Source organism: Bacillus sp. 41-22 (assembly GCF_025809295.1).
Taxonomy (GTDB): Bacteria; Bacillota; Bacilli; order Bacillales; family Bacillaceae_G; genus Bacillus_A; species Bacillus_A mycoides.
The window spans coordinates 1,785,909-1,809,769 of record NZ_CP084035.1 but is presented as its reverse complement, the minus strand read 5'-3'; the positions used below and the strand labels follow the sequence as shown (position 1 = coordinate 1,809,769).

The window sequence follows — 23,861 nt, the reverse complement described above, 5'->3', positions numbered from 1 at the left end:
ATACTTATAATTATACCTTCATACGAACATTCGTGCTATTTTTTTGTTTGTAAAGCATTCGAAATCAAAGAGAATTTCAGTTATAGACAGTGTAATTAGTTGTTTCATGGTACGTAAATATCGCAAATGAGTAACCGTATTTTCCAAACAAATATTTTCACTTTTTAATTACTTTATTATTACCGTCAGAATAAATTGAATAACTCTATTAATTTTTAAATGATTTTATTATAAATGAAACAATTTTATTATCACCAAACAACTACATAATTTTGATCAAACTTTATTCGAAAGCTACAGTGTTTTTATCTTCCTATAGTTATTTATGGGGATTTTGTTAATTTTTTCGTTTTGGAGAACAACTAATTTCTTAGCTTGATAAGCTATGTGACGAGACCCCCTGCCCGTCAAGCTAAAGTTTTAATGTACCCCCAAAATAAAAATTTTCTTTCACTACAGTTAATTACTTTGAGAAGTCAGCGGATTTTTTCATTTTAGGGGGATTTTGTTTTGTTAGCTTGATAGTGATGGGATACAGCCAACATTTTGGAAGTTTTATATGCTAAGCGAATTTTAACCTAAAAAAGTCGAATTCCTGTACGTTAAGTGAAGTGGCATTTCATTCACATAATCCCTATTATCTGAAGTTAATAAAGTCTGTTACACTCTCTTCTTTAAAAACGTTTCCATAATATCCTTCTTGAATCTTTTATAATCAAGCTGAAAAGCTACATTATGCGTTTTATAGCCTGGATTAGTAGCAAAACGAAAGTCTGCAATACTTTGACCAAATCCTTCTCCTTGATCAGGAATTACTTTAATGGGTACTCTTGAAAGGCCAACAGCCTCTTGATTCAGCAAATACCACACTGTTACAAAATCATGCATAGGGCTTCCACTTATACCAGGATTAGACTTAGAGTAGAATTTATAATAATAGTCTAACATAGGTTTGATGATGAGTCCTGCAAGATCCTGTGTATTCCGATGAAATGCATCGATTTGCTGGACCATTTCGGGTGTAACAATCGCATGTTGAGTCACATTTAAAGGAATAATTGTCAAGTTCTTTGCATGCTGCAGAATTAAGTTTGCTGCATAAGGGTCTGAGTAAAAGTTAGCTTCAGCCACAGCAGTTACGTTACCTGGATAGAAAAAAGCTCCCCCCATGCAAATACATTCTCTTACGTTTCGCATTGTTTCTAAATTCAACACAAAAGTCGTAGCTAGCGAAGAAAGTCTTCCTAAATTGATAATTGTAAGATCTTCTAAATTTGATTCTATAATTTGATAAATATCATTTAAAGGATAAACTGGATATGAAATTTCAGGGGGAATGATAGGTCCTAATCCGACTTTTCCATGTACCTCAGGGAAATACTGAATCAATATACCTGTCAACGGTACAGAAGCACCAAGGAATACGGGTATCTCTTCTCTTCCCGCAATGTACTTCAAATAGTTAATATTTCTTATTGCATTTTCTCTGGATACATTTCCATAATCGGCTACAATTCCTACAAGTTGAATGTCTTTACGAAAAAAAGTGTACAGTATAGCAAACGCATCATCAATCCCCAAATCTGTAAACAGGAGAACCTTTTTTTTCATATCTCTTCCTCCAAAATCTATAGAATCCTACTTTCACTAATGATGTAGTGATTAGACTAAGCTTGTATGTATATATTTTATGTATTCTTAAAGAGTGGATTCTATTCACTTGAAATAGCTTTGCTCATCTAAATTTGATATTATGTTCAAGCGTAAGTTTCTGTTCTTAAGTTCATAGGCATGGTGTGCTATCCCATGCCCATCAACTTAAGAATTTTTTAACACCCCAAAACGAAAAAACAAGTTAAATTCTCATAGATAACTATCTTATAATTAATTATATAATTTATTTTTTAAATATAATAATATAAAGATATCACTCTTAAAAGGGGGGGATTCAAATTGGTTAAAAACTTACCTTTATACTAATAGTTATTTTAATACTAGATGTAAGTTCTTCTACATTAAGTACGGACGGATACTTTTCTCCAGTTATAGAATGGTCTTTAATGATTATAAGTATTATTTTAAACATTACTGCAGTTATAGGCTTATCACTACACGTCTTTGTATATCAACCTATGAAAAGATTTGAAAAAATTAAAATGAAATCTTCAAATAAAATAATTATATTTGAAGTAACACCACCTCGCCATCGAGTGTTGATTTAGAAAAAAGTTTAATTATAAATATTTTATGATATTCAATAAATTTAACTTATAAAAATATTTTTATTCTTATTCAACTATCCTGCCCCGTTAGTTTAAGTACATTTCTTCACAATTTTTACAGTGATAGTAACATAAATACCCAACAAAAAATCATCTCACCTCTAGAAATCTATAATGGTAGTTTTAGAATAAGTGAATAAGAGAAATAACCACCATTGATTATTTCTCTTTTCATATACATATTTATTTTTGGAAAAATAACCTAACTCCAAATACTAATAATACTGTGCCAGTAATACCCTCTATTGTACGGTTCACTTTTTCTTTTCTTAAAAAAGTTCTTAATTGACGTATTAGTGAGATATAAAGTAAATACCATATTGCTGTCAAAGTCGTAAATGTGAGTCCTAACAAAAGAAATTGGAAGAGATGACTTTGATTGCTCACAATAAATTGGGGTAGAAAACTTAGGAAAAACACAGCAGTTTTTGGGTTTAAGATTGCCGTGGTAAATCCTTGTCTAAAACTTTTAATCGTTCCAATATCCTTAGAGTTCATTTCCACTGAACCTGACATATCTTCTTTTTTAGACAAGGCACTTTTAATTGACTTTACAGCTAAGTAAATTAAGTAAAAAGCCCCAGCATATTTTATAAATGTAAATAACATAGAGAATTTCATTAGGATGGCAGAAAGTCCTAGTGTAGCCATTATTGTATGAATCATCATTCCAGATACCGTTCCTAAGACGGTCTTTATCCCACCATTTTTACCATGCGAGATAGTGTTTTTTGTAACTAAGGCAAAACCGGGACCAGGCATTATTATGATTAGGATTGCTGTGAGGATAAATAACAAATAATTTTCCATGTTCTAGTATTTCCTTTCCAATTTTTAGTTTTGCCTATAGTATAGCTTTTTTACTTAAAATATTAAATATAAAAAGCGTGATCAGGAGTTTATCGAGGTTATTAGTATCAATTTGACCAAACATTATCCTAAAGTTACATTGATAAAACACACGGCAAACTTATGGGTAAAATTACAAGCTCGGCTCTCACAAAAAACGGGATAAAAAAATAAACAGCGGAACTAGTCCACTGTTTATTTCGTCACACCCTCATGTAATTTTTCTGTATAATCTTTTACATCCTTCCAGCTATCTTTCGCTGTATTTAAATCTTCTTTTATAAAGGTAAATTCTTCAGGGCTGATTCCTTTTACGTTTTGTAGTAAATTATTATATTTCGCACCTACCGTATACCACTGATTTGATATGTTTTGCAGTGCTGTAATTGCTGCATCAATTGTTTCTGTCATATTAGTTGTTTTATTTTTTGCATCTGTCAAAATTGCCACTTCTGCTTGCGATCCAGAAATTCTATTCTTTAAACTGGCTATTTCTCGTTCTGCATTTGCAATATCTTTTTTCGCAATCGCAATCATCGGTCCCCCCGCAAGACAAGTTATTAACGCTACGCAAAGTACACCACCAGCAATCACCATATCGTTACTCTTTTTGATCGAATCGTTATATGTATTTATTTGTTGCTCTAGAGCTGGAATACCAGCATTCGTACTCGCCAAAATCGAGGTTAATTGATTCGTATCCTCTTTAAAACTATTTGTGTCTTTCGCCATTCTATCGCGAAAAGCTTTCAAATTCCCTAATAGTACATCTACCTCATTTTGATTCTTTAAAATATCCGCATACAACTTTTCTAAATCCGCTTTTAATTTACCGCTATCCTTTTGATCAATCGCTGCTAACATGTCATTATAATACGCTTGAAAAGTATTATTGTAATTAATAATATTTTGATCCGTTTTCATAATTTGAGGCTTCATATTATTTAACCAATACGCCGCATTAATTTTTGCATCTCTTTGATGCTGAATCATATTTCCTTTAAACTCACTATTAATTGAACTTATTTTACTCAAATCAGTCTCTTGCTGATTTTGAATTAATTTTGCATATGAATCCATTGCGAATATGCTCGATGTCGTTTGCGCCATTACATCTTGGAATCCTGCTGGACCGAGAGAATAATTTTTTGCATTTTCTTGTAATGTTTTTACGTTTTGTTCCGCTGCAAAAGGATGTAAAGGAAGTGCATTACTCGTTGCCACCCCAGCAATCATGATCGTTAAAAGACATTTTTTATAAAATCTTTTCTGCATACTTTTCACCCATTCTCTTTATAAGGATATAAAAAAGCTCCTGCTCACAACTGAACAGGAGCTTCAACTCATTCATCAATACTTAACGCTCTAACGATTCGTATTCGATTATGCTTTTTTCGTATCTACTACTTTAATATCTTCAGCATAGATTTTTTCTGCATAGTCTTTAATGTTCTTCCAGCTATCTTTCGCAATGTTTAAATCTTCTTTAATGAAAACAAGGTCATTTGGACTAATTGAATCTACATTTTGAAGTAAAGAATTGTATTTTGATCCCATTGTGTACCATTGATTTGAAATGTTTTGCAACGCTGTAATTGCTGTATCAATTGTGTTTGTTAAATATTCAGTTTGTGTTTTAATGTTCGTTAGTCCTGCCACTTCTAATTGCGCAGTTGTAACTTGTCCTGTTATCTTTTGAATTTCTGCCTGTGCATTATCAAGCTCTTTCTTCGCTAAGACGATTCCTGCAGTACCACCACCTACTGCTGCTGTTCCACCTGCAATTAATGCGATTCCTAGCGGAGTTCCTGCTCCCGTAGCAATTACAACCGCACCACCGATAATTGCAATTGGGCCTAAAGCTGTCGCAACAGATGAACCGATAATAATTGCATTATATTTACTAATTGCTTCATTATACGTTGTAATTTGATTTTGCAGAAGCGGAATTCCAGCATCTTGACTAGCCAAGATAGATGTAATTTGATTTGCATCTCCCTTGAAATTTTGAGTATCCGACGTCATTTTATTTCGGAATTTCTTTAAGTCTTCTACTAACTTATCTACTTGCGCTTTATTTTCAGTAATACTACTTGATAATCTAGTTAGACCTTTCGTAAGAGTTGCTTTATCCTTTGCATCAACCGCAGCAACTAAAGTATCATAATAGTTTTGGAATTTCGTATTGTAATTAATGATATTTTGATTTGTTGAAATAAGCTGTGGCTTCAATACATCTAGCCATTGTTGTGCATTCCCTCTAGCTGTATCTTGATGCTGAATCACTTTACCTTTTAAAGATGTATCAACTGACGTTACGTTCCCAAAGTTAACATTACCTTGTTTAATAATTGTTAAAGCGTACAGATCCATTACTAAAGCGTTAGAACCTGTTCTTTCCATCGCATCTTTAAGGCCTTCTGGTCCTAATGAATATTCGTCATAATCATTATATGCTTTTGCTACAGCATGAACTGGAGCTTGTTTCACTGTACTTTCAGCAGCATACGTATGGGCTGGCATAATATTCCCTGCTGCAAATACTGCCATAAGTGCTGATAGAGCCATTACTTTATACGGTTTTTTTGTCATTTTTCTTCTCTCCCTATATCGCTAATTATTTTTCTGTTTAATGTACTTCAACGTTTGTAACGTAATCTTCAAATTGATTTGTTTGCTTATTCATTTCATCACTTACTTTTTTAAGTTGATTGAAATGTTTTTGAAGTAAACTACTGTCTGTATACGTGCCTTCTTCAATATTTGCTTGAATTTGGATCATATTATTGTTTAAAACTTTCCAATCCGTTAATAACGTTTCTAAAGTTGCGATTTGGCGATCAATCAGTTCCGTAAAGCTACTTACTTGATCTTCAACGAATGTGATTTGAGTCGCCTCTGATTCAGTTTGTGATAACTTTTGAATAAGTGGTAGTAGCTCTTTTTGTTTTTGCTGAATACGAAGAGCTGCTTCCCTCGTTTGACTATCTGCTGCATTTACAATTTCATTACTTAACGTACCGATAGAAACAAAATCGATTGTTTTCGTTTGTGCAGTTTGATTTGTGATTGTAAATACTTGTTTACCGATATTAATAGAACCTTTAATAATTTCTTGTGGTCTATTCAAAATAGTAGTTAGTTCAGCTTGAATTTCCCCTTGAATTCTTTTTATGTCTTCTCTTAATTTCACAATATCTCCACTTGATCCTTGCAGTGTTTTTATTGCTTCATCAGCTTTAATTGATAAGTTATTACTATCTTTGTCTAATACCGTTTTAAATCGATTTAACTCTAATAAATCTTGCTCCATACTCTCTTGAATGCTTTGGACCTGCAATTGTAATTTTCCATATGCGTTTGTAAAATCTGCTTTTGCCTGTTCATCTTCATTTACTTTTCCTGCTAGTTCATAGAGCTTACTATAATAGCTATTAAATCTAGTGCTGTATCTCATCATCTCTTGATTTAAGTCGATTAGCTTCGGATTATATTCATCAATCCACTCTCGTACATTCGCCTTTGCAAATTTTTGATGATTCGTCAAACTACTCATCGCATTTACCTTAATGTCTGGCTGTTGCAAAATAACTAATCCGTATGCTTGGATAAGTGGTGACTGTGACCCTAACATTCTAATTGAATTTGATAATGTATTTGGAGCAATTACATTTTGCACGTTTAATACTTTCACCTTTGGTTGCCCCTCTTCAGCGTAAGCGCTTACAGGAATGAAGCAACTCGTAGATACTGCTGTAACCAATAACCCTGTAATTAAAGTTTTTTTCACTTTAACCCCTCCTATGTATTAGCAACTATTACTATCGCATTTTATTATTCTATTTTCTTGCACATTATTTGAGATGGTTAAAAATAGAGAACGTTCTCACCGTGAGTCATGTACGAAACACCTCTCTCAAACTTTATTTCTACAGTACTTACTTATTGTTATAAAACATTTCATAACTTTTCACATGTGCTTAGTATGAATAACATTGTATAAAATTTCTGTTTCATCGCAATTTCCATATTCACACAGTGAATATATTACATGAAAATATTATTCATTTTAAGATAAATAACGCACGTGAATATGAAATTAAGTTTTGTTTTTATTAAAGTTTTGTACTGTAAGGTCATTTAAACACAGCTATTCATCTATCGTAAAGAAGTATTTTAATTCCCTTTATTTTCAAGACCTCATGTCCTTATTCCAAAATAAAATCCACTTAACTTCCTCCATTAAAATATCCATATATCACAACAAAAAACACTGTTTACTCATAAGAGATTATATTATAGTAATATAATTTTAAGACCTATATGCAATTATGCATAGCATATACACAAAAAGGATAGCTTCACTTTCGTGAAGCTATCCTTAAAAAATCTTATTACTTTTTCAAATGATATGGAACTGTCGTAATAACAACATTTCTTTTATAGAGTAAATACGCACGAATGAGTAAACTAGACTGATTATGAAGAATGTTATGCCAACCTTTTTTCGGAATAAACTGTGGTATAACGACCGTAACTCGGTAATTTGATTCACTCGCTTTATATTGCACTGTGTCAATAAATTTTGTAAGCGGCTGAATAATGCTTCTATAATGAGAATGTAATGTAACAAGCCTTACTTCAGGTTGCCACTTCTCCCATTTCTCTTCAAATTTCTTTTCCTCTTCTCTGTCAAAAGCAACATATACAGCGATAACTTGATCTGCAGAAAGAGCCTTAGCATAGTTCAATGAATTTTCTACTACATGAGTCATACCAGCTACAGGAACGACAATTACATTCCCTTCAATCGGAACAAGTGGTTCACAAGTTTTTAAACTTAATTGATCGCCCACTGCATCATAATGCTTCTTAATTCGATGGAACAAGAAGATAATAAAAGGTAAGAAAATAAGGATTGACCAAACTTGTGCGAACTTAGTTAAAAAGAACATGCTCATAACGATAAAACTAATGACTGCACCAATTAAATTAACCGTTAATCTTAAAGCCCATCCTTCAGGCTTTTCACGAAGCCATTTTAGTACCATTCCAGTTTGAGAAAGTGTAAACGGAATAAATACCCCTACTGCATATAGCGGAATCAAGTGTTCTGTTTTCCCCTGAAAAGCTACAATTAAAATAATCGAAGAAATCCCAAGTATAATAATACCGTTTGAATAACCTAGGCGGTCTCCTCTAATCGTAAACATTCTCGGTATGAACTTATCTTTTGCAAGATTAACCGCTAATAGTGGAAATGCAGAATAACCTGTGTTAGCCGCAAGAATTAATATTAAAGCTGTTGTACCTTGTATGAAATAGTACATGAAATTACGTCCAAAAGTTTGTTCAGCAATTTGTGAAACGACTGTTACTTCCTTACTTGGATTAATTCCGTAATAATAAGCTAAAAAGACAATTCCAGAAAATAAAACTGCAAGTAATGCACCCATTGCAAGCAATGTTTTCGCTGCATTGTTAGGTGCAGGATCTTTAAAGTTTGGAATTGCGTTAGATATCGCCTCAACACCCGTTAAAGCAGAGCTTCCTGAAGCAAATGCTCGTAACAGTAAGAACAAACTAATTCCCGCAACTGGTGTTCCAATTGGCGAATGCAGCGTGGGTGAAACGTGACCAGTCAAAATATTATATATTCCTACACCAATTAATATAAATAATGCTACAACGAATAAATAAACCGGATATGCTAAAACGGAAGCTGATTCCGTTACGCCTCTTAAATTTAAGATGGTAATCAATATGACAAATATAATCGCAATGATTACATTATGTGCATGTAAACTAGGAAAAGCTGATGTGAGCGCATCTGTACCTGCGGACACACTTACTGCAACAGTTAAAATGTAATCGACTAATAAAGATCCTCCAGCTATTAATCCCGGATTCATCCCTAAATTTTCTTTTGATACAACATATGCTCCGCCGCCATGAGGGTAAGCAAAAATAATTTGTCGATAAGATAAAATAAGAGCTGTCAATAATACTAATACCCCAACAGCTATCGGAATGGAATACCAATAAGCTATTGCTCCAAGACCTGCTAGTGCAATTAATATTTGCTCTGGTCCGTATGCGACCGATGACAATGCGTCAGAAGATAAAATGGCTAGCGCCTTCGTTTTATTAAGTTTTTGCTCTCCTAACTCAGTTGATTTTAACGGTCTTCCAATTAAAAATCTTTTAATAGATGAAACCAATGCTGTCCACTCTCCAATAATTTTGTACGAACGATTTTGCTAGTTACAGCGATAAACTATTTCTTCAGAAAACAAAAATGTCTACAAGCCATAACGAAATAGACTTGTAGACATTATTTTTTTTGTCGCACAAGCTCCACCTTCCTTCTCAATATAACGCTTACGAGGTTAGCTGTCGGATTCGGGCCTATGAGTAGCCCTACCTTTTTCAAGGATTCACCCCATTGGATTATGTACTAATCCATAAGAACGGGTCCCCCGCACCATGCGGCTTCAGCGATTTAGAAAATTGAAACTGTGGATTATAATACTCCTTTATTTTCAAAAAGTAAACAAAAATTTTAAAAAAGAAAAAAATTAAAACGATTGCGCATAATCCACCGAAAAATATACATAATGAATACTAAAAATCCACAAAGGAGACCCGTATGTCTAAAGAAAAGAAGCCACTTTTTTCCGATTCCTATTTAGATGCAGTAGCAAATGAAATTAATCAGCTATATGGTAAACGTGAAAGAGAACGAAATACGACAGATAAACCGAAAAGAAACGAATAAATTGTCAAAAAGAAACAAAAAAAGGATAGCAACATTTATATTTTGCTATCCTTTACTCTTTTTCATACCATTTCTTTAGTAAAAATCATTTTTTCATATACCTTTAAATTTTGATACACAACACTTAATAAAGGCACATCTATAGACATTTCCTCTGCTAATTTCAATAAGTATCCTTGTAAATGCTTCCCTTCAATGAGCGAACCTTTTTCCATATCCCGTTGCATCGATGACTTCATATCATACGAAATTTTATCAATCGTTTTCATATGTTCCTGGGCGATATTCTCCTTAACTGGAGCCCCCATAGATTTCATGATTTGCACTGATTCTTCAAATAAGTTCCTAATAAATTCTCGGCCTCCATCACTCTCACGAATCGGTCCTATCGGCGCACGCATTAATGTTGTCACACCTGACATTGCGGTGATAAATAAATATTTATGCCACATATCTTGCACAATATTTTCACTTAAAACAAAACTAGCTTTTGTATCTGCAAATGTTTTAGAAATAAGCTTTATTCTCTCTGAATCTTGAGGCTTAATTTCCCCAAATACAAGTCTGTTGGCAGCACTCGTTTGTACAATTTCTCCCTGATCGTTTAATGTCGTCTCGATAAAGCATAGACCGCCAATTACTTTCTCTTCACCGAATTCCTTTTGTAATAGTGATAAATGAGCGATACCATTTAACAATGGGATTATTACAGTATTTTTACCTACAAACGGCTTTAAATCTATGGTCGCCTCGTGTAAATGATACGCTTTTGTTGAAAATAAAATCACATCAAATGGAGTCGTTCTATCTTCTTTCGTTACCAATTTCGGTTGAAATGAAAAATCTCCATTAACACTACGAATAACAAGGCCTTTTTCTTCTAATTGCTGTTTTCTTTTGCTGCGAACGAGAAATGTAACATCTTCTCCCTTTTCTACTAATCGGCCACCGAAAAATCCGCCAACGCCCCCAGCTCCTAATACTAAAATACGCATACAACATCCCCCTTTTTCTAACACAATTATACTAATTTTAGTATACATAACATTATACATGTCCCTTGTTAAATAAGCTGAATTTTCATTCTTAATCTAATGAACAAGAGAGGTTATTTTCAAGAAAAATTGGGCATGTTGTTTCTATAGCTTATACGGAAAGGAAACAATGTAAATGGAGGCAATACAAACAATCGAGGAAAAAGATGTAACAACAGCTATATTTCAATTTATATTCCCGTTTTCGTTTAAAACTGGATATGAACAAAATATGTTCCCTTTCTTACAAAAAAATGATTTTCGACCTTTTCGACTCGATCATCTTGAAGATGAAAATACATATTACGGGAAATTTCAAGTTTCACATCAAAATATGGAAGCATACTATCTTTCCTTTACAAATAAAATTCTCTTTCCTCATTCAGAACATCAAAAAGGATTACAGCGCTATTCTAAAGACCTTAATTTAAATGGACATTTAACAACTAACCTTATTTCCGTTCCATTCAAGATACATTCTATTGATGTAACACTTTGTCCTTATGAGCTTGGGTTCTTAACAATTCGGACAGAAATAAAAACCGCTCCTAACATGACATTATCAGAAGCGATTGAATTCGCGGTTCGCTTCCGTGTACTTGAAACTAATAGTGATACGACTGAGACTATTTGTATTGAATGTGATGGAAAAAAATATTCACAAGTAGAAAAACTTATATTCGGTGATTTATTTCATGGTTTAACAGACTTCTTTGAGAACAAGAGATTGCGGAGTTCTTACTTTCAAACATTCCCTTTCTTTGAAGACCAGCGAATGTATGTACAAACTCTATTATCCATAAACAAAGAGTCAGACCTTCATATAATCGATATATATCGAGCTTCCAGTCTTTCCGGATTATCAGATGATGGTAAGCCATATATTAGTGCAAATAATGTTCCTTATATTCACGATTATTTAACAAAACATTCTTATCAAAGATGGGCTCCTAACCGTTACTTTATTATGGAAGAACATATTTTCACATGTATTACAAATGAAGGTGAACAAGCAGTCACTAAACTTGCTAGTCAAATGTACGGGGAGTTTTATTACGCTTTATTATTAAATTTATTTCATAAAGTTGTTTTATTAAAGATGGCAAACGCTTATGCCGAGTTAAATATTGAACAAGATACAAATGAAATAGAGAAATTAATTTATTCAATAAATTCGTTTACAGCTAATTATTTTTCTTTAGAATTAGTATCCCAATCACAAAGTGAAGATATTTTCTTTCGTCTAAGAAAACTTTTTAACATTGAAGTACTGTACACGAACGCGAAACAAAATCTCGATAGTTTATTTAAATATCAAGAAAATGTTGCTTCAAAAAAAGATAGCCTCTTATTATTAATTTTAACGCTCTACTCTGTTGTAGGCCAAATGTTAGGGTTTACTATGATTGATCTTTTAAGAAACACCGATTCAAACAAAATATCATCGCCTTTTGAATTTTTTGCTCTATTAATAGCGATTAGTGGCATAGTCATTTCACTTATTTTAGGTATACAAAGTTTATACCAATGGAGTGTACAACATAAACGAAGAAAAGCATGGGTAAAACAAACTGTACTTTCTGCTGTGAAAGAGAAGGATAGTACAAAGTAACTAAAAAACAGATGGCAGCACGATGCTACCATCTGTTTTCTATTATGCTTACTTACCTGCTTCGATTTTTTCTAATGTAGCAGCTACTTGCTCTTCTGTTAATTCGTGTTGCACGATATAACGATTACGTGGGTGTACACGACATTCATGAGAACATGCACGTAAATGTTTTGCTTCACTTTCTTCAGAACATAAAATTTTCTTGTTACATTCAGGGTTTGCACAGTTTACATAGCGCTCACAAGGTTCACCTGTAAAGTGATCTTTACCAACGATAACATGTTCTTTTTGGTTTACTGGTACAGCGATACGCTCATCAAATACGTAACATTGACCATCCCAAAGTTCACCTTGTACTTCTGGATCTTTTCCGTACGTTACAATTCCGCCATGAAGCTGGCTTACATCTTCATAACCTTCACGAACTAACCAACCTGAGAATTTCTCACAACGAATTCCACCTGTACAGTACGTTAAAATCTTTTTACCCTCAAGTGTTTCTTTATTTTCTCTAATCCAATCTGGTAATTCACGGAATGATTCAATATCTGGTTTAATCGCACCTTTGAAGTGTCCTAAATCAAATTCATAATCATTTCGTGCATCAATGATAACTGTATCTTCTTGTTTCATTGCCTCATAAAAATCTTTTGGTTCTAAATACTTCCCAGTAATTTCTTTCGGGTTAATGTCGTCTTCTAGACGAAGTGTAACTAACTCTGAACGAGGACGTACGTGCATTTTCTTGAATGCATGTTCATCTGCCTCATCAATTTTAAATACGATTCCAGCAAAACGTGGATCATTATTCATCGCTTCCACGTATTTTTCTGTTTGCTCAACAGTTCCAGAACAAGTTCCGTTAATTCCTTCTGTCGCTACAAGAATTCTTCCTTTTAACTCAAGTGATTTACAAAATTCTAAATGCTGTTCAGCAAATTCTTCTGGGTTTTCAATTGTTGTGTACATGTAATACAGTAATACTCTATATGGTTTTGTAGTTGCCAATGTATTTCTACCACCTATCTAAATTTTAAAATCATGTATAAGTTAACGTTCATATCAAAACATATATAATAAGAAAATACATACTAAATTGTACTTAGCCTATTTTCTTCTATTTACAATTTTTTCTATAAGTTAACAAAAATAAAAACAAGATTACAGAACAAAACACTACGGTTAGGTTGTAATCCCAATATATTATATATCATACAATTTCATTTCCATCAATTAATATGCTGTAATATAGGCTGTATGTTCACATAAATTTCAAAAACAACCCTATAATTTATTATCTTCTCCCTTATTCAACAACCATAAACTCCCAAAATATTTTTGCATCGTCACACCATTCATTGCACACAGTCATATAATTTGCATTAAGGAAACTTTTATGTTCAAATGAAATTGCCACATCATATATCTAAATGTATTGAAATAATGAGTAAAAATAAAGTGAAACTTTAATCAAGTTAAGATTTCAAAGGGGAATACTACTATGAATAAAGATATAACAAAAGATGAACAAGTCCCTTCTCAAAGTACAACAGTTCAATCAGCCCATTTAGCGTTAAGTGGACAAACAAAAGGCTTTAAAAGACTGTTACCATTCTTAGGACCTGCTTTTATCGCATCAGTTGCTTATATTGATCCTGGGAACTTCGCTACAAATATCGCAGCTGGATCACAATATGGGTATTTATTGCTTTGGGTAATACTCGCTTCTAATTTAATGGCTGTATTAATTCAAACTTTATCAGCTAAATTAGGAATCGCTACTGGGAGAAATCTTCCTGAAGTAGCTCGCGAAAACTTCCCCAAACCAGTTTCCATCGGTTTATGGATACAAGGGGAACTCGTTATTATGGCTACAGATTTAGCTGAATTTATTGGGGCAGCACTTGGCTTATACTTACTATTTGGAATTCCGATGTTACCAGCTGCTTTAATTACAGCAGTTGGATCATTTATTATTCTTGAATTTCAACGCAGAGGCTTTCGTCCATTAGAAGCTATCATAACAGGTATGATTTTTATCGTTGTTATCGCTTTTGGTATCCAAGTCTTTTACGCAAAACCGGAATTAAGCCCTCTACTCTCAGGACTTTTCACTCCAAAATTCCAAGGTGTAGATAGCATCCTTTTAGCAGCTGGAATTTTAGGTGCGACAGTAATGCCGCACGCGATATATTTACATTCGGCCTTAACGCAGCGCCGTGTAGTCGGAACAAATGATGAACAAAAGAAAAAGATTTTCCGCTTCGAATTCATCGATATTATTATTGCAATGGTTATCGCTGGAGCAATTAATGCAAGTATGTTAATTGTAGCAGCTGCACTATTCTTTAAAAACGGCTTGCACGTTGAAGACCTTGATGTTGCTTTTAACCAGTTCAGTAATTTAGTCGGTCCTGTATCGGCTGCATTATTTGGGATTGGACTTTTATCAGCAGGTTTATCTAGTTCTTCTGTTGGTACGATGTCTGGTGATATTATTATGCAAGGATTCATTCGAATGCATATTCCGTTATACTTACGCCGATTTATAACAATGATTCCGCCTCTCGTTATTATCGCTTTAGGTGTAAATCCAACTTACGCTCTCGTTATGAGTCAAGTTGTCTTATCTTTCGGTATTGCCTTTGCATTAGTACCACTTATTATGTTTACAAGTAATAAGAAGATTATGGGTGCACTCGTCAACCATCGCATTACAACATTTATCGCGTGGTTAATCGCTGCACTTATTATCGTTTTAAATATTTTCTTACTGTATCAAACATTTGTAGGTTAATAAAAAAGGGTATTCCAAATTTGATTTGGAATACCCTTTTTGTATGAAATGATTTCCTTCTACTTACCACTTATGTATGTCCCTCTTTCCGGCATTATCGCACCTTTTTCAGTTCGAAAATAAAGTGGTAAGCCTTCAGTGAAAAACATACTCACCTTGGATGGATCCTGCCTTTGATGATGGATATGTAAATGTGGTTCACTTGAACTTCCTGAGTTACCGACTTGTGTAAGAAACAAAAATACCCCCGATTCATCTAGTCGTAAATAAATATGATTAACAGCCATAGATTCAAAATCATCCTTACCCCTTGAATAATCTTTATTTTCAGATTAGATTATATAATAACAACACATTCTAGTTTCAGAAGAAATGGAGTGAAAGCATGTTTCCTATATTAAAAACCAACCGACTCATTTTACGAGAACTTACCGACGAAGATGCACCGAGTATATTACAGTGCTTTTCTAATACCGATGTCCTGCGCCATTATGGCCAAAAACCATTGCAAAATTTGGATCAAGTAAAACAAATCCTTACTAATTTTAAATTGGGGTACAACGCAAGAAGCGGCATTAAATGGGGAATCGAATTAAAAGACAAGAAAGGGCTCATCGGAACAATTGGTTTTCATGATTGGTCTTCCGAACATAAACGAGCAAATATAAGTTATGCCTTTTTGCCTGAACATTGGGGAAATGGATATGCTACTGAGGCAGTTTCTGAAATTATATCTTATGGCTTCCATACGCTTCATTTAAAACGTATCGGGGCAATTGTATTTCTTGAAAACGAAGCTTCAAATAAAGTGCTATTAAAATTAGGATTTGAAAAAGAAGGGATTCTAAAAAACTATATGTATCAAGATGATATCCCATATGATACGAATTTTTATTCTTTATTAAAATCCGTTTAATAGATATAATTCCAAAAAAAGAAACCTCACTTTTAAAAGTAAGGTTTCTTTTTTGATTAATAGTTTTACTTATTATCGATATAAGCATTCTTATAAGTATAAACGCCACCAAATTGATGCTTTTCAATTCCTTTTACATAATCCTTTTGTACATAAGCGGAACCAATATGATAAAGCGGTGCTACCGCAGCGTCCTCTAATATGACCTGCTCAGCTTCTCGCAACGCTTCCCATCTTTTCTTTTGATCTAGTATAAGATCATTTTTAGCTTTTTTTATTAGCTCATCGTAATGAGGATTAGAATAATTCATTTTATTATTTGGATTACTTGTCGTAAATAGCTCTAAATAACTAATTGGATCTTTATAATCTGGTCCCCAATTTACCATAGATATATCGTAATCACCTGTTTGTTCTAATTGTAATTTTTGCTTAAATGGCTGTTGTTTAATTTGTATCGTTAATCCATGCAAATTCTTCTCTAAGTCACCTTTTATATATTCCGCCATACGTTTTGCGTTATCTTGTTCAAACGTTAAAAACTCGAGTTTTATTTGTTCTACTCCAACTTCTTTTTTCGCTTCTTCCCAAATCTTTTTCGCATTTTGCAAATCATATGGAGAAAGATCTCCGTTTTCTTTTCTAAAATCTTTACCAGTCTCTTCATTTACATGACCAACTGGTACAAGTCCACTTGCAGGTTTTGCCCCGTTATTAATAAAGTGAGCAACAAAATCCTTCTTATTTAACGCTAATGAAATAGATTGACGTACTTTCTTATTTGCTAACGCATTATTTTTTTCATTAAAACGTAGCATAGCAATTCCAGGATCGCTCGACATATGCAATTGCTTATTCCCTTTATACTTGTCTACAAATTGAGAATTAATTGGTACTCGATCCAAATCGCCAGCTTCATATAAATTTACTGCTGTCACTGTATCCTTCACAATTTGAAAGTTTATTTCTTCTAATTTCACTTTCTTTTTATCCCAATATATATCATTTTTCTTTAATTGAAATTCTTGTTCATGCTTCCACTTCTCTAATACAAATGGACCGTTATATATGAGATTACTAGGTTCCAATGCATAATTCTCTCCTTGTTCTTTTAAAAATGATTCGTGCTGTGGTAAGTATATAGGTAACGCTAACAACTGTAAAAAATACGGAATTGGCTGTTCTAGTTCCACTTCTAACTTATAATCATTTATAACTTTAACCCCAAGTTCATCAAGAGGCATTGTTCCCTTATTTATCTCTTTCGCATTTTTCACGTAAAAGAGCATATACGCATATTGAGACGCTGTTTCATGACTTACCGCCCGTCTCCACGCAAACATAAAATCATTGGCTGTTACACTGTCTCCATTTGACCATTTTGCATCTTTACGCAAATCAAATGTATATTTTTTACCATCTTCACTTCTTTCAAACGATTTTGCTACTGCTGGAATAGGCTGATCTTGATCATCTAATACATATAACCCTTCAAATATGTTTTGCATAACGTGCGCTGATGTACCATCCATCGTTTTTGTAGTATCAAGAGAAGGAATTTCTTCTGATACCGTTACATTTAATACTTGTTTTTTTGCCTCTGTGTCACTTTTATTCGCTTTATTATTACAAGCTGCTAATAATAAAGTTGTAACAAGTGCCATTACTATTAAATGGCTCTTTTTTCGCTTCATGAGTTGTTCTCCTTAAGTATAAAATATTATAAAGCGTTATATATTATAGCAGAAATACTAACAGAAAGATGCGACATTCTTTTGAATATTTATTCGTTCAAGAAAAAAGCTATCCTTTTAAAAAAGGATAGCTTTCTCAACTGATATATAATTACCTATCTTTGTAAACCTCGTTTATAACGACTTGCTTCAAATATAATACGCTCTTCATCTAATGTTTTACATTCACCATTCCAAACGACACGTTTACCATTAATAATTACATCGCTTATATCTTTTCCACTAGCTGCATACACAAGATGTGATAACACTTCATCTGCCGGTTGTAAATGCGGCTTATTAGATGGGTCAATCGTAATAAAATCAGCACACTTTCCAACCTCAAGTGAGCCCGTTTGTTTCATCCCGATTGCTTCAGCAGCTCCTTTAGTCGCAAGTGTAAGAGCTGTTTCAACTGGTAACGCTGTTGCATCTTGATGAATACCTTTTTGTAATAATGTTGCAATGCGCATTTCTTCAAACATATCTAAATTGTTGTTAGACGCCACACTATCTGTTGCAATTCCTACTTTTATTCCTGCTTCTAGCATCGCTTTTACATTCGCTATACCAGAACCTAGTTTTAAATTACTATTTGGGTTATGAGCTACTCGAACATCATGTTCTGCTAAAAATGCACGCTCATTTTCATTTAATACTACACCGTGTGCAATAACTGTTGGGCGTTTAAACAATCCGCAACTTGCTGCATATTCTACTGGACGCTTCCCATACTGTGCTTCAATATCACGTACTTCACGCTCTGTTTCAGAAAGATGAATATGAACCATCGTTTGATTTTCTACTGCAATACGAGCACACTCTTCTAACAGTTCTGTGGAACATGTATATGGACTATGTGGTGCAACCATCGTAGTTAACATACCACTTTCGTTATAGTAACGCTTCACATATTTCTCAGCTTCTTCAATTGCTTTCTTTTCATCGTCTTTCGTTCCGAAGCTAAATAAAGTTCTTGAAACAGCAGCACGCATTCCACTCCTTGATACCGTTTCCATAATTGCATCTTGGTCTACTCCAATAGGATTAAACATATCAGAGAATGATGTTGTACCACTTTTCACCATTTCAAGTAATCCTAATTCCGTGCTAGCGACCGCAAGCTCTGGCGTAAACTGACTTTCAAGTGGCCAAATTCTCGTCTCAAGCCATGGCTGCAATAACATATCATCTCCGATACCTCTCAAAAGGCTCATAACAACATGTGTATGTGTATTGACAAGCCCTGGTAAAACCCACTTTCCTTTCATGTCAATTACTTCATCTACTTCAAAATCGTTAGCGAATTCTCCGCTATTTATATCTATAATTTGATCATTTTCTACAATGATATATCCATTTTCTATCACTTCATTTTGTTCATTCATCGTTGCAATTGTAGCGTTTACATAAGTTGTTTTCAAAAGTATTTCCCCTTTCAACTCTATGAAGTTCCCTTTAATTAGTTACCACCATTATAGTAACTTATTGAAGATTAAGAGTCAAAAGATAATTTTAATTCTTTCGTTGTCTTTTCCTTCAAAATGCTATATTGTTTTTCATTTGTATCTGCAAATGCTTCTTCACGGCTCGACTTCATGTCCATATAGTTTAATGTTTCATGAAATTGGGTCCTAGTAAAATCATACCTTTTCCCATCTACTTTATTGTAGAAATGCCATACTTCACCTATCTTCGTCTTTATTATCTCTCCCCCGCACAATTCTTGGACAATAAGGGCCGTTACACCACATTGTCCCTTTGCTGGGCTTTCGCTCGTCCACTTAGAACTCGTTTCTATTGACCAAGATTTTCTTAATGCTTCATATAGTTGTTTAATCTTTATGCTATCCATATTCAGCATCTCCTGACATTAGCAATTTCACACATCATATTATAAAAGCGGTAAAAGGCAATTTTTAAAAATCATTACTATTTGTAACACCGTTCAATATATTGAACGGTGTTACAAATGATTTAATTCACCTTTGCTCCATAACATCTCGCAACTGCAACCGCCTGCGCTATATCTAATTTCACGTTTTTTAAATCAAAAGCTTTAAAATCAACTCTATCAACTACAGCTCCTCTTAAATCCGCCCCACTAAGTTTCACCTTACCTAATTGTGCGCCCGTTAAATCCGCTTCACGCAAATCTGCTTTTTCTAAATTACATTCATATAGGTCAGCTTCAATTAAACGAATACCCTTTAACATTTGTTTACTTAAGTTCGCAAACCTTAAATTCGTATATGACCAATCGCCTGATATAATTGTTATTCCGTCTAAATTCGCCTCTTCGAAATCCGAACCAGTCATTTTACATTCTTCAAACTTAGATACAAATAAATTCGCACCAAAAAACCTACAATTAGCAAACGTAGTTCCTTGATGGATAGAAGCATTAAAAAGAGTACCAGTAAAATCACATTCTATGAAATTACAATTTTTAGTAAAAACTTCTGATGCATCTATCCCTCTAAAACGGCATTTTATGAAGGTACAATTTTTCAATTCCTCGTCTTTTATCCAGATATCTTGAAAATCTATTTCTACATATTCTTTATTTACAAATTCACTCATAATCAATCCTCCAATTTTTCAAAAAACCTCACTTCAGCATGAAGTGAGGTTTCTTCTTATACAATATGCTCATCTAACCATGAAATCAAATCTTGAAATACATCTTCTCTATTCACTTCATGGAACATTTCATGTCTACCATTTTCATATAAACGAAGTGTTACATCTTTCACACCACATTTTTTATAGTTTTCGTATACTTCTTTTACACCTTTCCCCATATCCCCAACAGGATCACGATCACCAGAGAATATATGTATTGGAAGATTTTTTGGTGTCTTCTTGTATTCTTCTATTTTATTTACTTCTAGAACTCCATGAAACAATTCTCGGTAAAAACTAGTCGTGCAAATGAATCCACATAACGGATCCGCAATATACTTATCAACTTGATGAATATCTGAAGATAACCAATCAAATTTCGTACGATTTGGCTTAAAGTGTGAGTTGAAGTTTCCGAAAGATAAGAAGTTCAGCATCGGACTTTTCGTTTTCTTTCCGCGAAGTTTCATCTCAATTGTCGCTACTTTATGACCGATACTTCCTAAAAGCCCTGGATTTCCACCAGTTCCTGAAATAAGGAATCCATCATATAATTCACCTTTAAGTTGTACAGCACGTCTTGATAAAAAAGAACCCATACTATGTCCAAGTAAAAATAACGGGCATGTCTGCTCTTCTTTTATCATTTCCGAAACAAAGATAACATCAGACACAGCCTGATTCCAACCTACATTTGGTTCAAAATGACCATAGTCTTCTTCCCTTTTCACTGTTTTTCCATGCCCTTTATGATCATGAGCATAAACACCATATCCTGCTTCTAATAAAGTATCAATAAATTCTGTATAAACACCTGCATGTTCTGTCATACCATGTGCAATTTGAACAATTCCCCGCGGATTTCCTTCTGGTAACCATTTACGCAAGTAAATTTCCGATTTATCCAATGCCGTAACGAAATTTTCCTGTATGCTCATTCCGACAGCCTCCAAATCTATTATGTATATCTTTTTTTATTATGAATAAACATTCATTATTCTTATTATGTATTATATGCAATTGCTTTCATTATGACAAATGATCTATTTTTCCGATTACATATTAAACTATTATCTTGACGAATTTAAAATAAAATTATATAGTTACTTACATAAAGTAATTAATATTTTTTTAGGAGGTTTTAATCATGATGCCCTCACTATTTTTAGCACATGGATCACCTATGCTTGCTATTCAAGATACAGACTATACACGCTTTTTAAAGACACTTGGAGAAACATATAAACCGAAAGCTATTGTTATTTTTACCGCTCACTGGGAAAGTGAAGTATTAACGATCTCCTCTTCAGATGAAGTATATGAAACAATTTATGACTTTGGCGGTTTTCCTCCTGAGTTATACGAAATCAAATATCATGCGAAAGGCTCTTCTAGCATTGCGTCTATGCTAGAAACAAAATTTAAAAACAAAGGCATTCCAGTCCATCATAATATGACGAGAGGTTTAGATCATGGCTCATGGACACTCCTGCATCGTATGTACCCAGAAGCCAATATTCCTGTCGTACAAATATCAGTAAATCCATTCCTTCCTGCAAAAGAACAATTTGAAATTGGAGAAGCACTAAAAGGACTTGGACAAGAAGATATTTTAGTACTCGGCAGCGGAGTTACTGTTCATAATTTACGAGCATTAAAATGGAATGAAACAACTCCGGAACAATGGGCGATTGAATTTGATGATTGGATTATAAATCATATGCATACTGGCGATAAAGATGCATTGTTTAACTGGGAAAGAAATGCTCCTCATGCACAATTAGCTGTACCAAGAGCGGAACATTTTGTTCCTCTATTTATCGCGATGGGTAGTGGTGAGAACGACGGTACGGTCATTCACCGTAGCTACGAGCTTGGTACATTAAGTTATCTTTGCCTTCAATTTTAATGAAAAAGGATGAAGCAATATTGCTTCATCCTTTTTCTGTTTTTCATTCACATAGTTAACTAACTTCCAAATGTCGTTTCTCTGATACCTCTTCGTTCTTACTATGAAAATAAACCCAAATGCACGCAATAAATAATAGTGATGATGTAGAGAAGAAAACATATTGGAAGCCTGCATGAGCTGCAATTTGTCCACCAAGTACTGGCCCAATCATATTTCCTAAAAACTGAAACGATTGATTATATCCAAATATTCGTCCCGTTACATGGGTTGGCGTATGTTGTTTTAGTAGAGTTTGTACGGAAGGTAATAGTCCTGCTTGTGCAATACCTAATAAAAAGCGAAGAATTAATAGTTGCCAAGCTGAGGTTACAAATGCTTGCGGAATAAAAATAATTCCTGCAGCAAACAACGCTACAACTAACGTTTTTTGAGGTCCAATATGATCTGATAATCTTCCTAGCTTAGGAGCTGCTAAAATAACTGCTAATCCTGTCGCAGACATGACTGCACCTGCAAGCATTTCAATATGATCTGTTCCTGGTCCTGCCAAATGCTTTACGTACAACGTAATAATAGGTTGAATCGACATATTTGCAAGCTGAATAATAAACGTTGCTACAAATAAACTTATTATTAAATGTTTTGCAGGGACCATCGTCCATACTTTTTTCGGCTGTGCCTTTTTTTCTTTAGCAGAATGTTTCTCCTCATGTAAGAAGAAAAAGACGATAAGAAAGGACAGGAATAAGAAAGCTCCTGTAACTAGAAAAACATGGCGCATTCCGATTAACTCTGACAAATAACCTCCGAGTATCGGCCCAAGTAATGAACCGCTCACGCCTCCAGTTGAGATTGTAGAAATTGCCCAACCTGAATGTTCTTGCGGAGTTTCTGCAGCAATAAGTGTCATCGCTGTAGAAAGGAAACCTGATACCGATCCCATTAAAAACCGAAGTGCGACTAATTGATACACATCTGTCACAAACCCCATAAGCGTCATAATTATCGCCATACCAAGGCTCGCACGTATAAGCATCAATTTCCGACCATGTATATCACCAAGCTTGCCCCATATTGGTGATACGATCGCACCCATTAAAAATGTCACACCAAATGCAAGTCCCGACCACTGTGCAATACTAGAAGTACCGGTCACCCCTAATTCCTCAATATAAAAAGATAAAAAAGGAATTACTAAACTCATACCGGCTGCAGTGGTAAAACAACCTAGCCAACAAATCATTAAATTTCGTTTCCAGCTGGCCATTTTCACACCTTCTTTCATTCGATACCCATTCTACACCGTTTTCTAGAAAAAGTTTA

General features: G+C 34.0%; 19 protein-coding genes, 2 pseudogenes and 1 riboswitch. Of the genes and pseudogenes, 6 read left to right on the top strand and 15 right to left on the bottom strand.

All coding sequences use genetic code 11. The annotated features are described in order from the left end of the window. Positions 1 to 660: 660 nt before the first annotated feature. A complete protein-coding gene (locus LCF45_RS09275; RefSeq protein ID WP_002126827.1) occupies positions 661 to 1,611 on the bottom strand; it encodes a nucleoside hydrolase in 951 nt (316 codons plus the stop codon). A 342-nt stretch (positions 1,612 to 1,953) separates the two neighbouring features. Between LCF45_RS09275 and LCF45_RS09270 the strand changes: the two are divergent. Next, positions 1,954 to 2,222: pseudogene (locus tag LCF45_RS09270) on the top strand (hypothetical protein). A gap of 243 nt (positions 2,223 to 2,465) precedes the next feature. On the opposite strand, the gene LCF45_RS09265 reads toward LCF45_RS09270, so the two are convergent. The 5 genes from LCF45_RS09265 to LCF45_RS09245 form a co-directional block, all read right to left on the bottom strand. Beyond that, positions 2,466 to 3,092, bottom strand: coding sequence for a LysE family translocator (locus LCF45_RS09265; RefSeq protein ID WP_000432973.1), 627 nt, complete (start codon positions 3,090 to 3,092; stop codon positions 2,466 to 2,468). 234 nt (positions 3,093 to 3,326) lie between these two features. Continuing rightward, the gene (locus LCF45_RS09260) at positions 3,327 to 4,406 is read right to left on the bottom strand and encodes a non-hemolytic enterotoxin subunit C (protein WP_033708128.1); all 1,080 of its coding nucleotides are present in this window, start codon (positions 4,404 to 4,406) and stop codon (positions 3,327 to 3,329) included. A 108-nt stretch (positions 4,407 to 4,514) separates the two neighbouring features. Beyond that, positions 4,515 to 5,723: a non-hemolytic enterotoxin NHE subunit B gene (nheB, locus tag LCF45_RS09255; RefSeq protein WP_002126822.1), complete on the bottom strand. Its 1,209-nt coding sequence runs from the start codon at positions 5,721 to 5,723 to the stop codon at positions 4,515 to 4,517. Positions 5,724 to 5,760: 37 nt separating this feature from the next. Continuing rightward, on the bottom strand, positions 5,761 to 6,921 hold the full coding sequence (gene nheA / locus LCF45_RS09250) for a non-hemolytic enterotoxin NHE subunit A (protein WP_002126819.1): 1,161 nt from the start codon (positions 6,919 to 6,921) through the stop codon (positions 5,761 to 5,763). 604 nt (positions 6,922 to 7,525) lie between these two features. Next, positions 7,526 to 9,352, bottom strand: a complete 1,827-nt coding sequence (locus tag LCF45_RS09245; RefSeq protein ID WP_002126816.1) for an APC family permease — start codon at positions 9,350 to 9,352, stop codon at positions 7,526 to 7,528. Between the two features lie 142 nt (positions 9,353 to 9,494). Continuing rightward, a riboswitch (cyclic di-AMP (ydaO/yuaA leader) is annotated at positions 9,495 to 9,641 on the bottom strand. Positions 9,642 to 9,780: 139 nt separating this feature from the next. On the opposite strand from LCF45_RS09245, the gene LCF45_RS09240 reads away from it, so the two are divergent. After that, the gene (locus LCF45_RS09240) at positions 9,781 to 9,909 is read left to right on the top strand and encodes a hypothetical protein (protein WP_002086273.1); all 129 of its coding nucleotides are present in this window, start codon (positions 9,781 to 9,783) and stop codon (positions 9,907 to 9,909) included. Positions 9,910 to 9,971: 62 nt separating this feature from the next. Here the strand turns inward: LCF45_RS09240 and panE are convergent, their stop codons facing one another. After that, positions 9,972 to 10,904 carry a 2-dehydropantoate 2-reductase gene (gene panE, locus LCF45_RS09235; protein WP_078203084.1) on the bottom strand — a complete coding sequence of 311 codons (933 nt, stop codon included), beginning with the start codon at positions 10,902 to 10,904 and terminating at the stop codon, positions 9,972 to 9,974. A 175-nt stretch (positions 10,905 to 11,079) separates the two neighbouring features. On the opposite strand from panE, the gene LCF45_RS09230 reads away from it, so the two are divergent. Next, positions 11,080 to 12,555, top strand: coding sequence for a hypothetical protein (locus LCF45_RS09230; RefSeq protein WP_078203083.1), 1,476 nt, complete (start codon positions 11,080 to 11,082; stop codon positions 12,553 to 12,555). Positions 12,556 to 12,603: 48 nt separating this feature from the next. Here the strand turns inward: LCF45_RS09230 and LCF45_RS09225 are convergent, their stop codons facing one another. Then, a complete protein-coding gene (locus LCF45_RS09225) occupies positions 12,604 to 13,563 on the bottom strand; it encodes an oxygen-dependent tRNA uridine(34) hydroxylase TrhO (protein WP_002086277.1) in 960 nt (319 codons plus the stop codon). Between the two features lie 493 nt (positions 13,564 to 14,056). On the opposite strand from LCF45_RS09225, the gene LCF45_RS09220 reads away from it, so the two are divergent. Next, a complete protein-coding gene (locus tag LCF45_RS09220; RefSeq protein ID WP_001030684.1) occupies positions 14,057 to 15,352 on the top strand; it encodes an Nramp family divalent metal transporter in 1,296 nt (431 codons plus the stop codon). A gap of 59 nt (positions 15,353 to 15,411) precedes the next feature. On the opposite strand, the pseudogene LCF45_RS09215 reads toward LCF45_RS09220, so the two are convergent. Continuing rightward, a pseudogene (locus LCF45_RS09215) lies at positions 15,412 to 15,684 on the bottom strand (M23 family peptidase); the annotation flags it as partial. Positions 15,685 to 15,737: 53 nt separating this feature from the next. On the opposite strand from LCF45_RS09215, the gene LCF45_RS09210 reads away from it, so the two are divergent. After that, complete coding sequence (locus tag LCF45_RS09210) at positions 15,738 to 16,268, top strand: GNAT family N-acetyltransferase (RefSeq protein WP_002126807.1); 531 nt, start codon at positions 15,738 to 15,740, stop codon at positions 16,266 to 16,268. Between the two features lie 65 nt (positions 16,269 to 16,333). Here the strand turns inward: LCF45_RS09210 and LCF45_RS09205 are convergent, their stop codons facing one another. The 5 genes from LCF45_RS09205 to LCF45_RS09185 all read right to left on the bottom strand — a co-directional run bounded on the left by LCF45_RS09205 (position 16,334) and on the right by LCF45_RS09185 (position 21,564). Further along, positions 16,334 to 17,962 (bottom strand): peptide ABC transporter substrate-binding protein, encoded by a 1,629-nt coding sequence (locus LCF45_RS09205; protein WP_002141280.1) that lies wholly within the window; start codon positions 17,960 to 17,962, stop codon positions 16,334 to 16,336. 155 nt (positions 17,963 to 18,117) lie between these two features. After that, entirely contained in the window at positions 18,118 to 19,443 is a 1,326-nt protein-coding gene (locus LCF45_RS09200; RefSeq protein ID WP_263894756.1) for a bifunctional S-methyl-5'-thioadenosine deaminase/S-adenosylhomocysteine deaminase, read from the bottom strand. 53 nt (positions 19,444 to 19,496) lie between these two features. Next, positions 19,497 to 19,856, bottom strand: coding sequence for a YunG family protein (locus LCF45_RS09195; RefSeq protein WP_002086281.1), 360 nt, complete (start codon positions 19,854 to 19,856; stop codon positions 19,497 to 19,499). Between the two features lie 122 nt (positions 19,857 to 19,978). Beyond that, positions 19,979 to 20,584, bottom strand: a complete 606-nt coding sequence (locus LCF45_RS09190; protein ID WP_002126800.1) for a pentapeptide repeat-containing protein — start codon at positions 20,582 to 20,584, stop codon at positions 19,979 to 19,981. 56 nt (positions 20,585 to 20,640) lie between these two features. Then, positions 20,641 to 21,564 (bottom strand): alpha/beta fold hydrolase, encoded by a 924-nt coding sequence (locus LCF45_RS09185; protein WP_016120006.1) that lies wholly within the window; start codon positions 21,562 to 21,564, stop codon positions 20,641 to 20,643. Between the two features lie 209 nt (positions 21,565 to 21,773). Here LCF45_RS09185 and LCF45_RS09180 point away from each other — a divergent pair, with 209 nt between their 5' ends. Next, on the top strand, positions 21,774 to 22,535 hold the full coding sequence (locus LCF45_RS09180; RefSeq protein ID WP_263894755.1) for a DODA-type extradiol aromatic ring-opening family dioxygenase: 762 nt from the start codon (positions 21,774 to 21,776) through the stop codon (positions 22,533 to 22,535). A gap of 55 nt (positions 22,536 to 22,590) precedes the next feature. Here LCF45_RS09180 and LCF45_RS09175 read toward each other — a convergent pair whose 3' ends face one another. Continuing rightward, positions 22,591 to 23,805 (bottom strand): multidrug efflux MFS transporter, encoded by a 1,215-nt coding sequence (locus LCF45_RS09175; protein WP_002086285.1) that lies wholly within the window; start codon positions 23,803 to 23,805, stop codon positions 22,591 to 22,593. Positions 23,806 to 23,861: the final 56 nt, after the last annotated feature.

Bases quoted from the DNA above. Each gene is read 5' to 3' on its own strand.
- LCF45_RS09275 (WP_002126827.1), bottom strand. From the start codon at position 1,611: ATGAAAAAAAAGGTTCTCCTGTTTACAGATTTGGGGATTGATGATGCG.
- LCF45_RS09265 (WP_000432973.1), bottom strand. From the start codon at position 3,092: ATGGAAAATTATTTGTTATTTATCCTCACAGCAATCCTAATCATAATA.
- LCF45_RS09260 (WP_033708128.1), bottom strand. From the start codon at position 4,406: ATGCAGAAAAGATTTTATAAAAAATGTCTTTTAACGATCATGATTGCT.
- nheB (WP_002126822.1), bottom strand. From the start codon at position 5,723: ATGACAAAAAAACCGTATAAAGTAATGGCTCTATCAGCACTTATGGCA.
- LCF45_RS09240 (WP_002086273.1), top strand. From the start codon at position 9,781: ATGTCTAAAGAAAAGAAGCCACTTTTTTCCGATTCCTATTTAGATGCA.
- panE (WP_078203084.1), bottom strand. From the start codon at position 10,904: ATGCGTATTTTAGTATTAGGAGCTGGGGGCGTTGGCGGATTTTTCGGT.
- LCF45_RS09230 (WP_078203083.1), top strand. From the start codon at position 11,080: ATGGAGGCAATACAAACAATCGAGGAAAAAGATGTAACAACAGCTATA.
- LCF45_RS09220 (WP_001030684.1), top strand. From the start codon at position 14,057: ATGAATAAAGATATAACAAAAGATGAACAAGTCCCTTCTCAAAGTACA.
- LCF45_RS09210 (WP_002126807.1), top strand. From the start codon at position 15,738: ATGTTTCCTATATTAAAAACCAACCGACTCATTTTACGAGAACTTACC.
- LCF45_RS09205 (WP_002141280.1), bottom strand. From the start codon at position 17,962: ATGAAGCGAAAAAAGAGCCATTTAATAGTAATGGCACTTGTTACAACT.
- LCF45_RS09195 (WP_002086281.1), bottom strand. From the start codon at position 19,856: ATGGATAGCATAAAGATTAAACAACTATATGAAGCATTAAGAAAATCT.
- LCF45_RS09190 (WP_002126800.1), bottom strand. From the start codon at position 20,584: ATGAGTGAATTTGTAAATAAAGAATATGTAGAAATAGATTTTCAAGAT.
- LCF45_RS09185 (WP_016120006.1), bottom strand. From the start codon at position 21,564: ATGAGCATACAGGAAAATTTCGTTACGGCATTGGATAAATCGGAAATT.
- LCF45_RS09180 (WP_263894755.1), top strand. From the start codon at position 21,774: ATGATGCCCTCACTATTTTTAGCACATGGATCACCTATGCTTGCTATT.
- LCF45_RS09175 (WP_002086285.1), bottom strand. From the start codon at position 23,805: ATGGCCAGCTGGAAACGAAATTTAATGATTTGTTGGCTAGGTTGTTTT.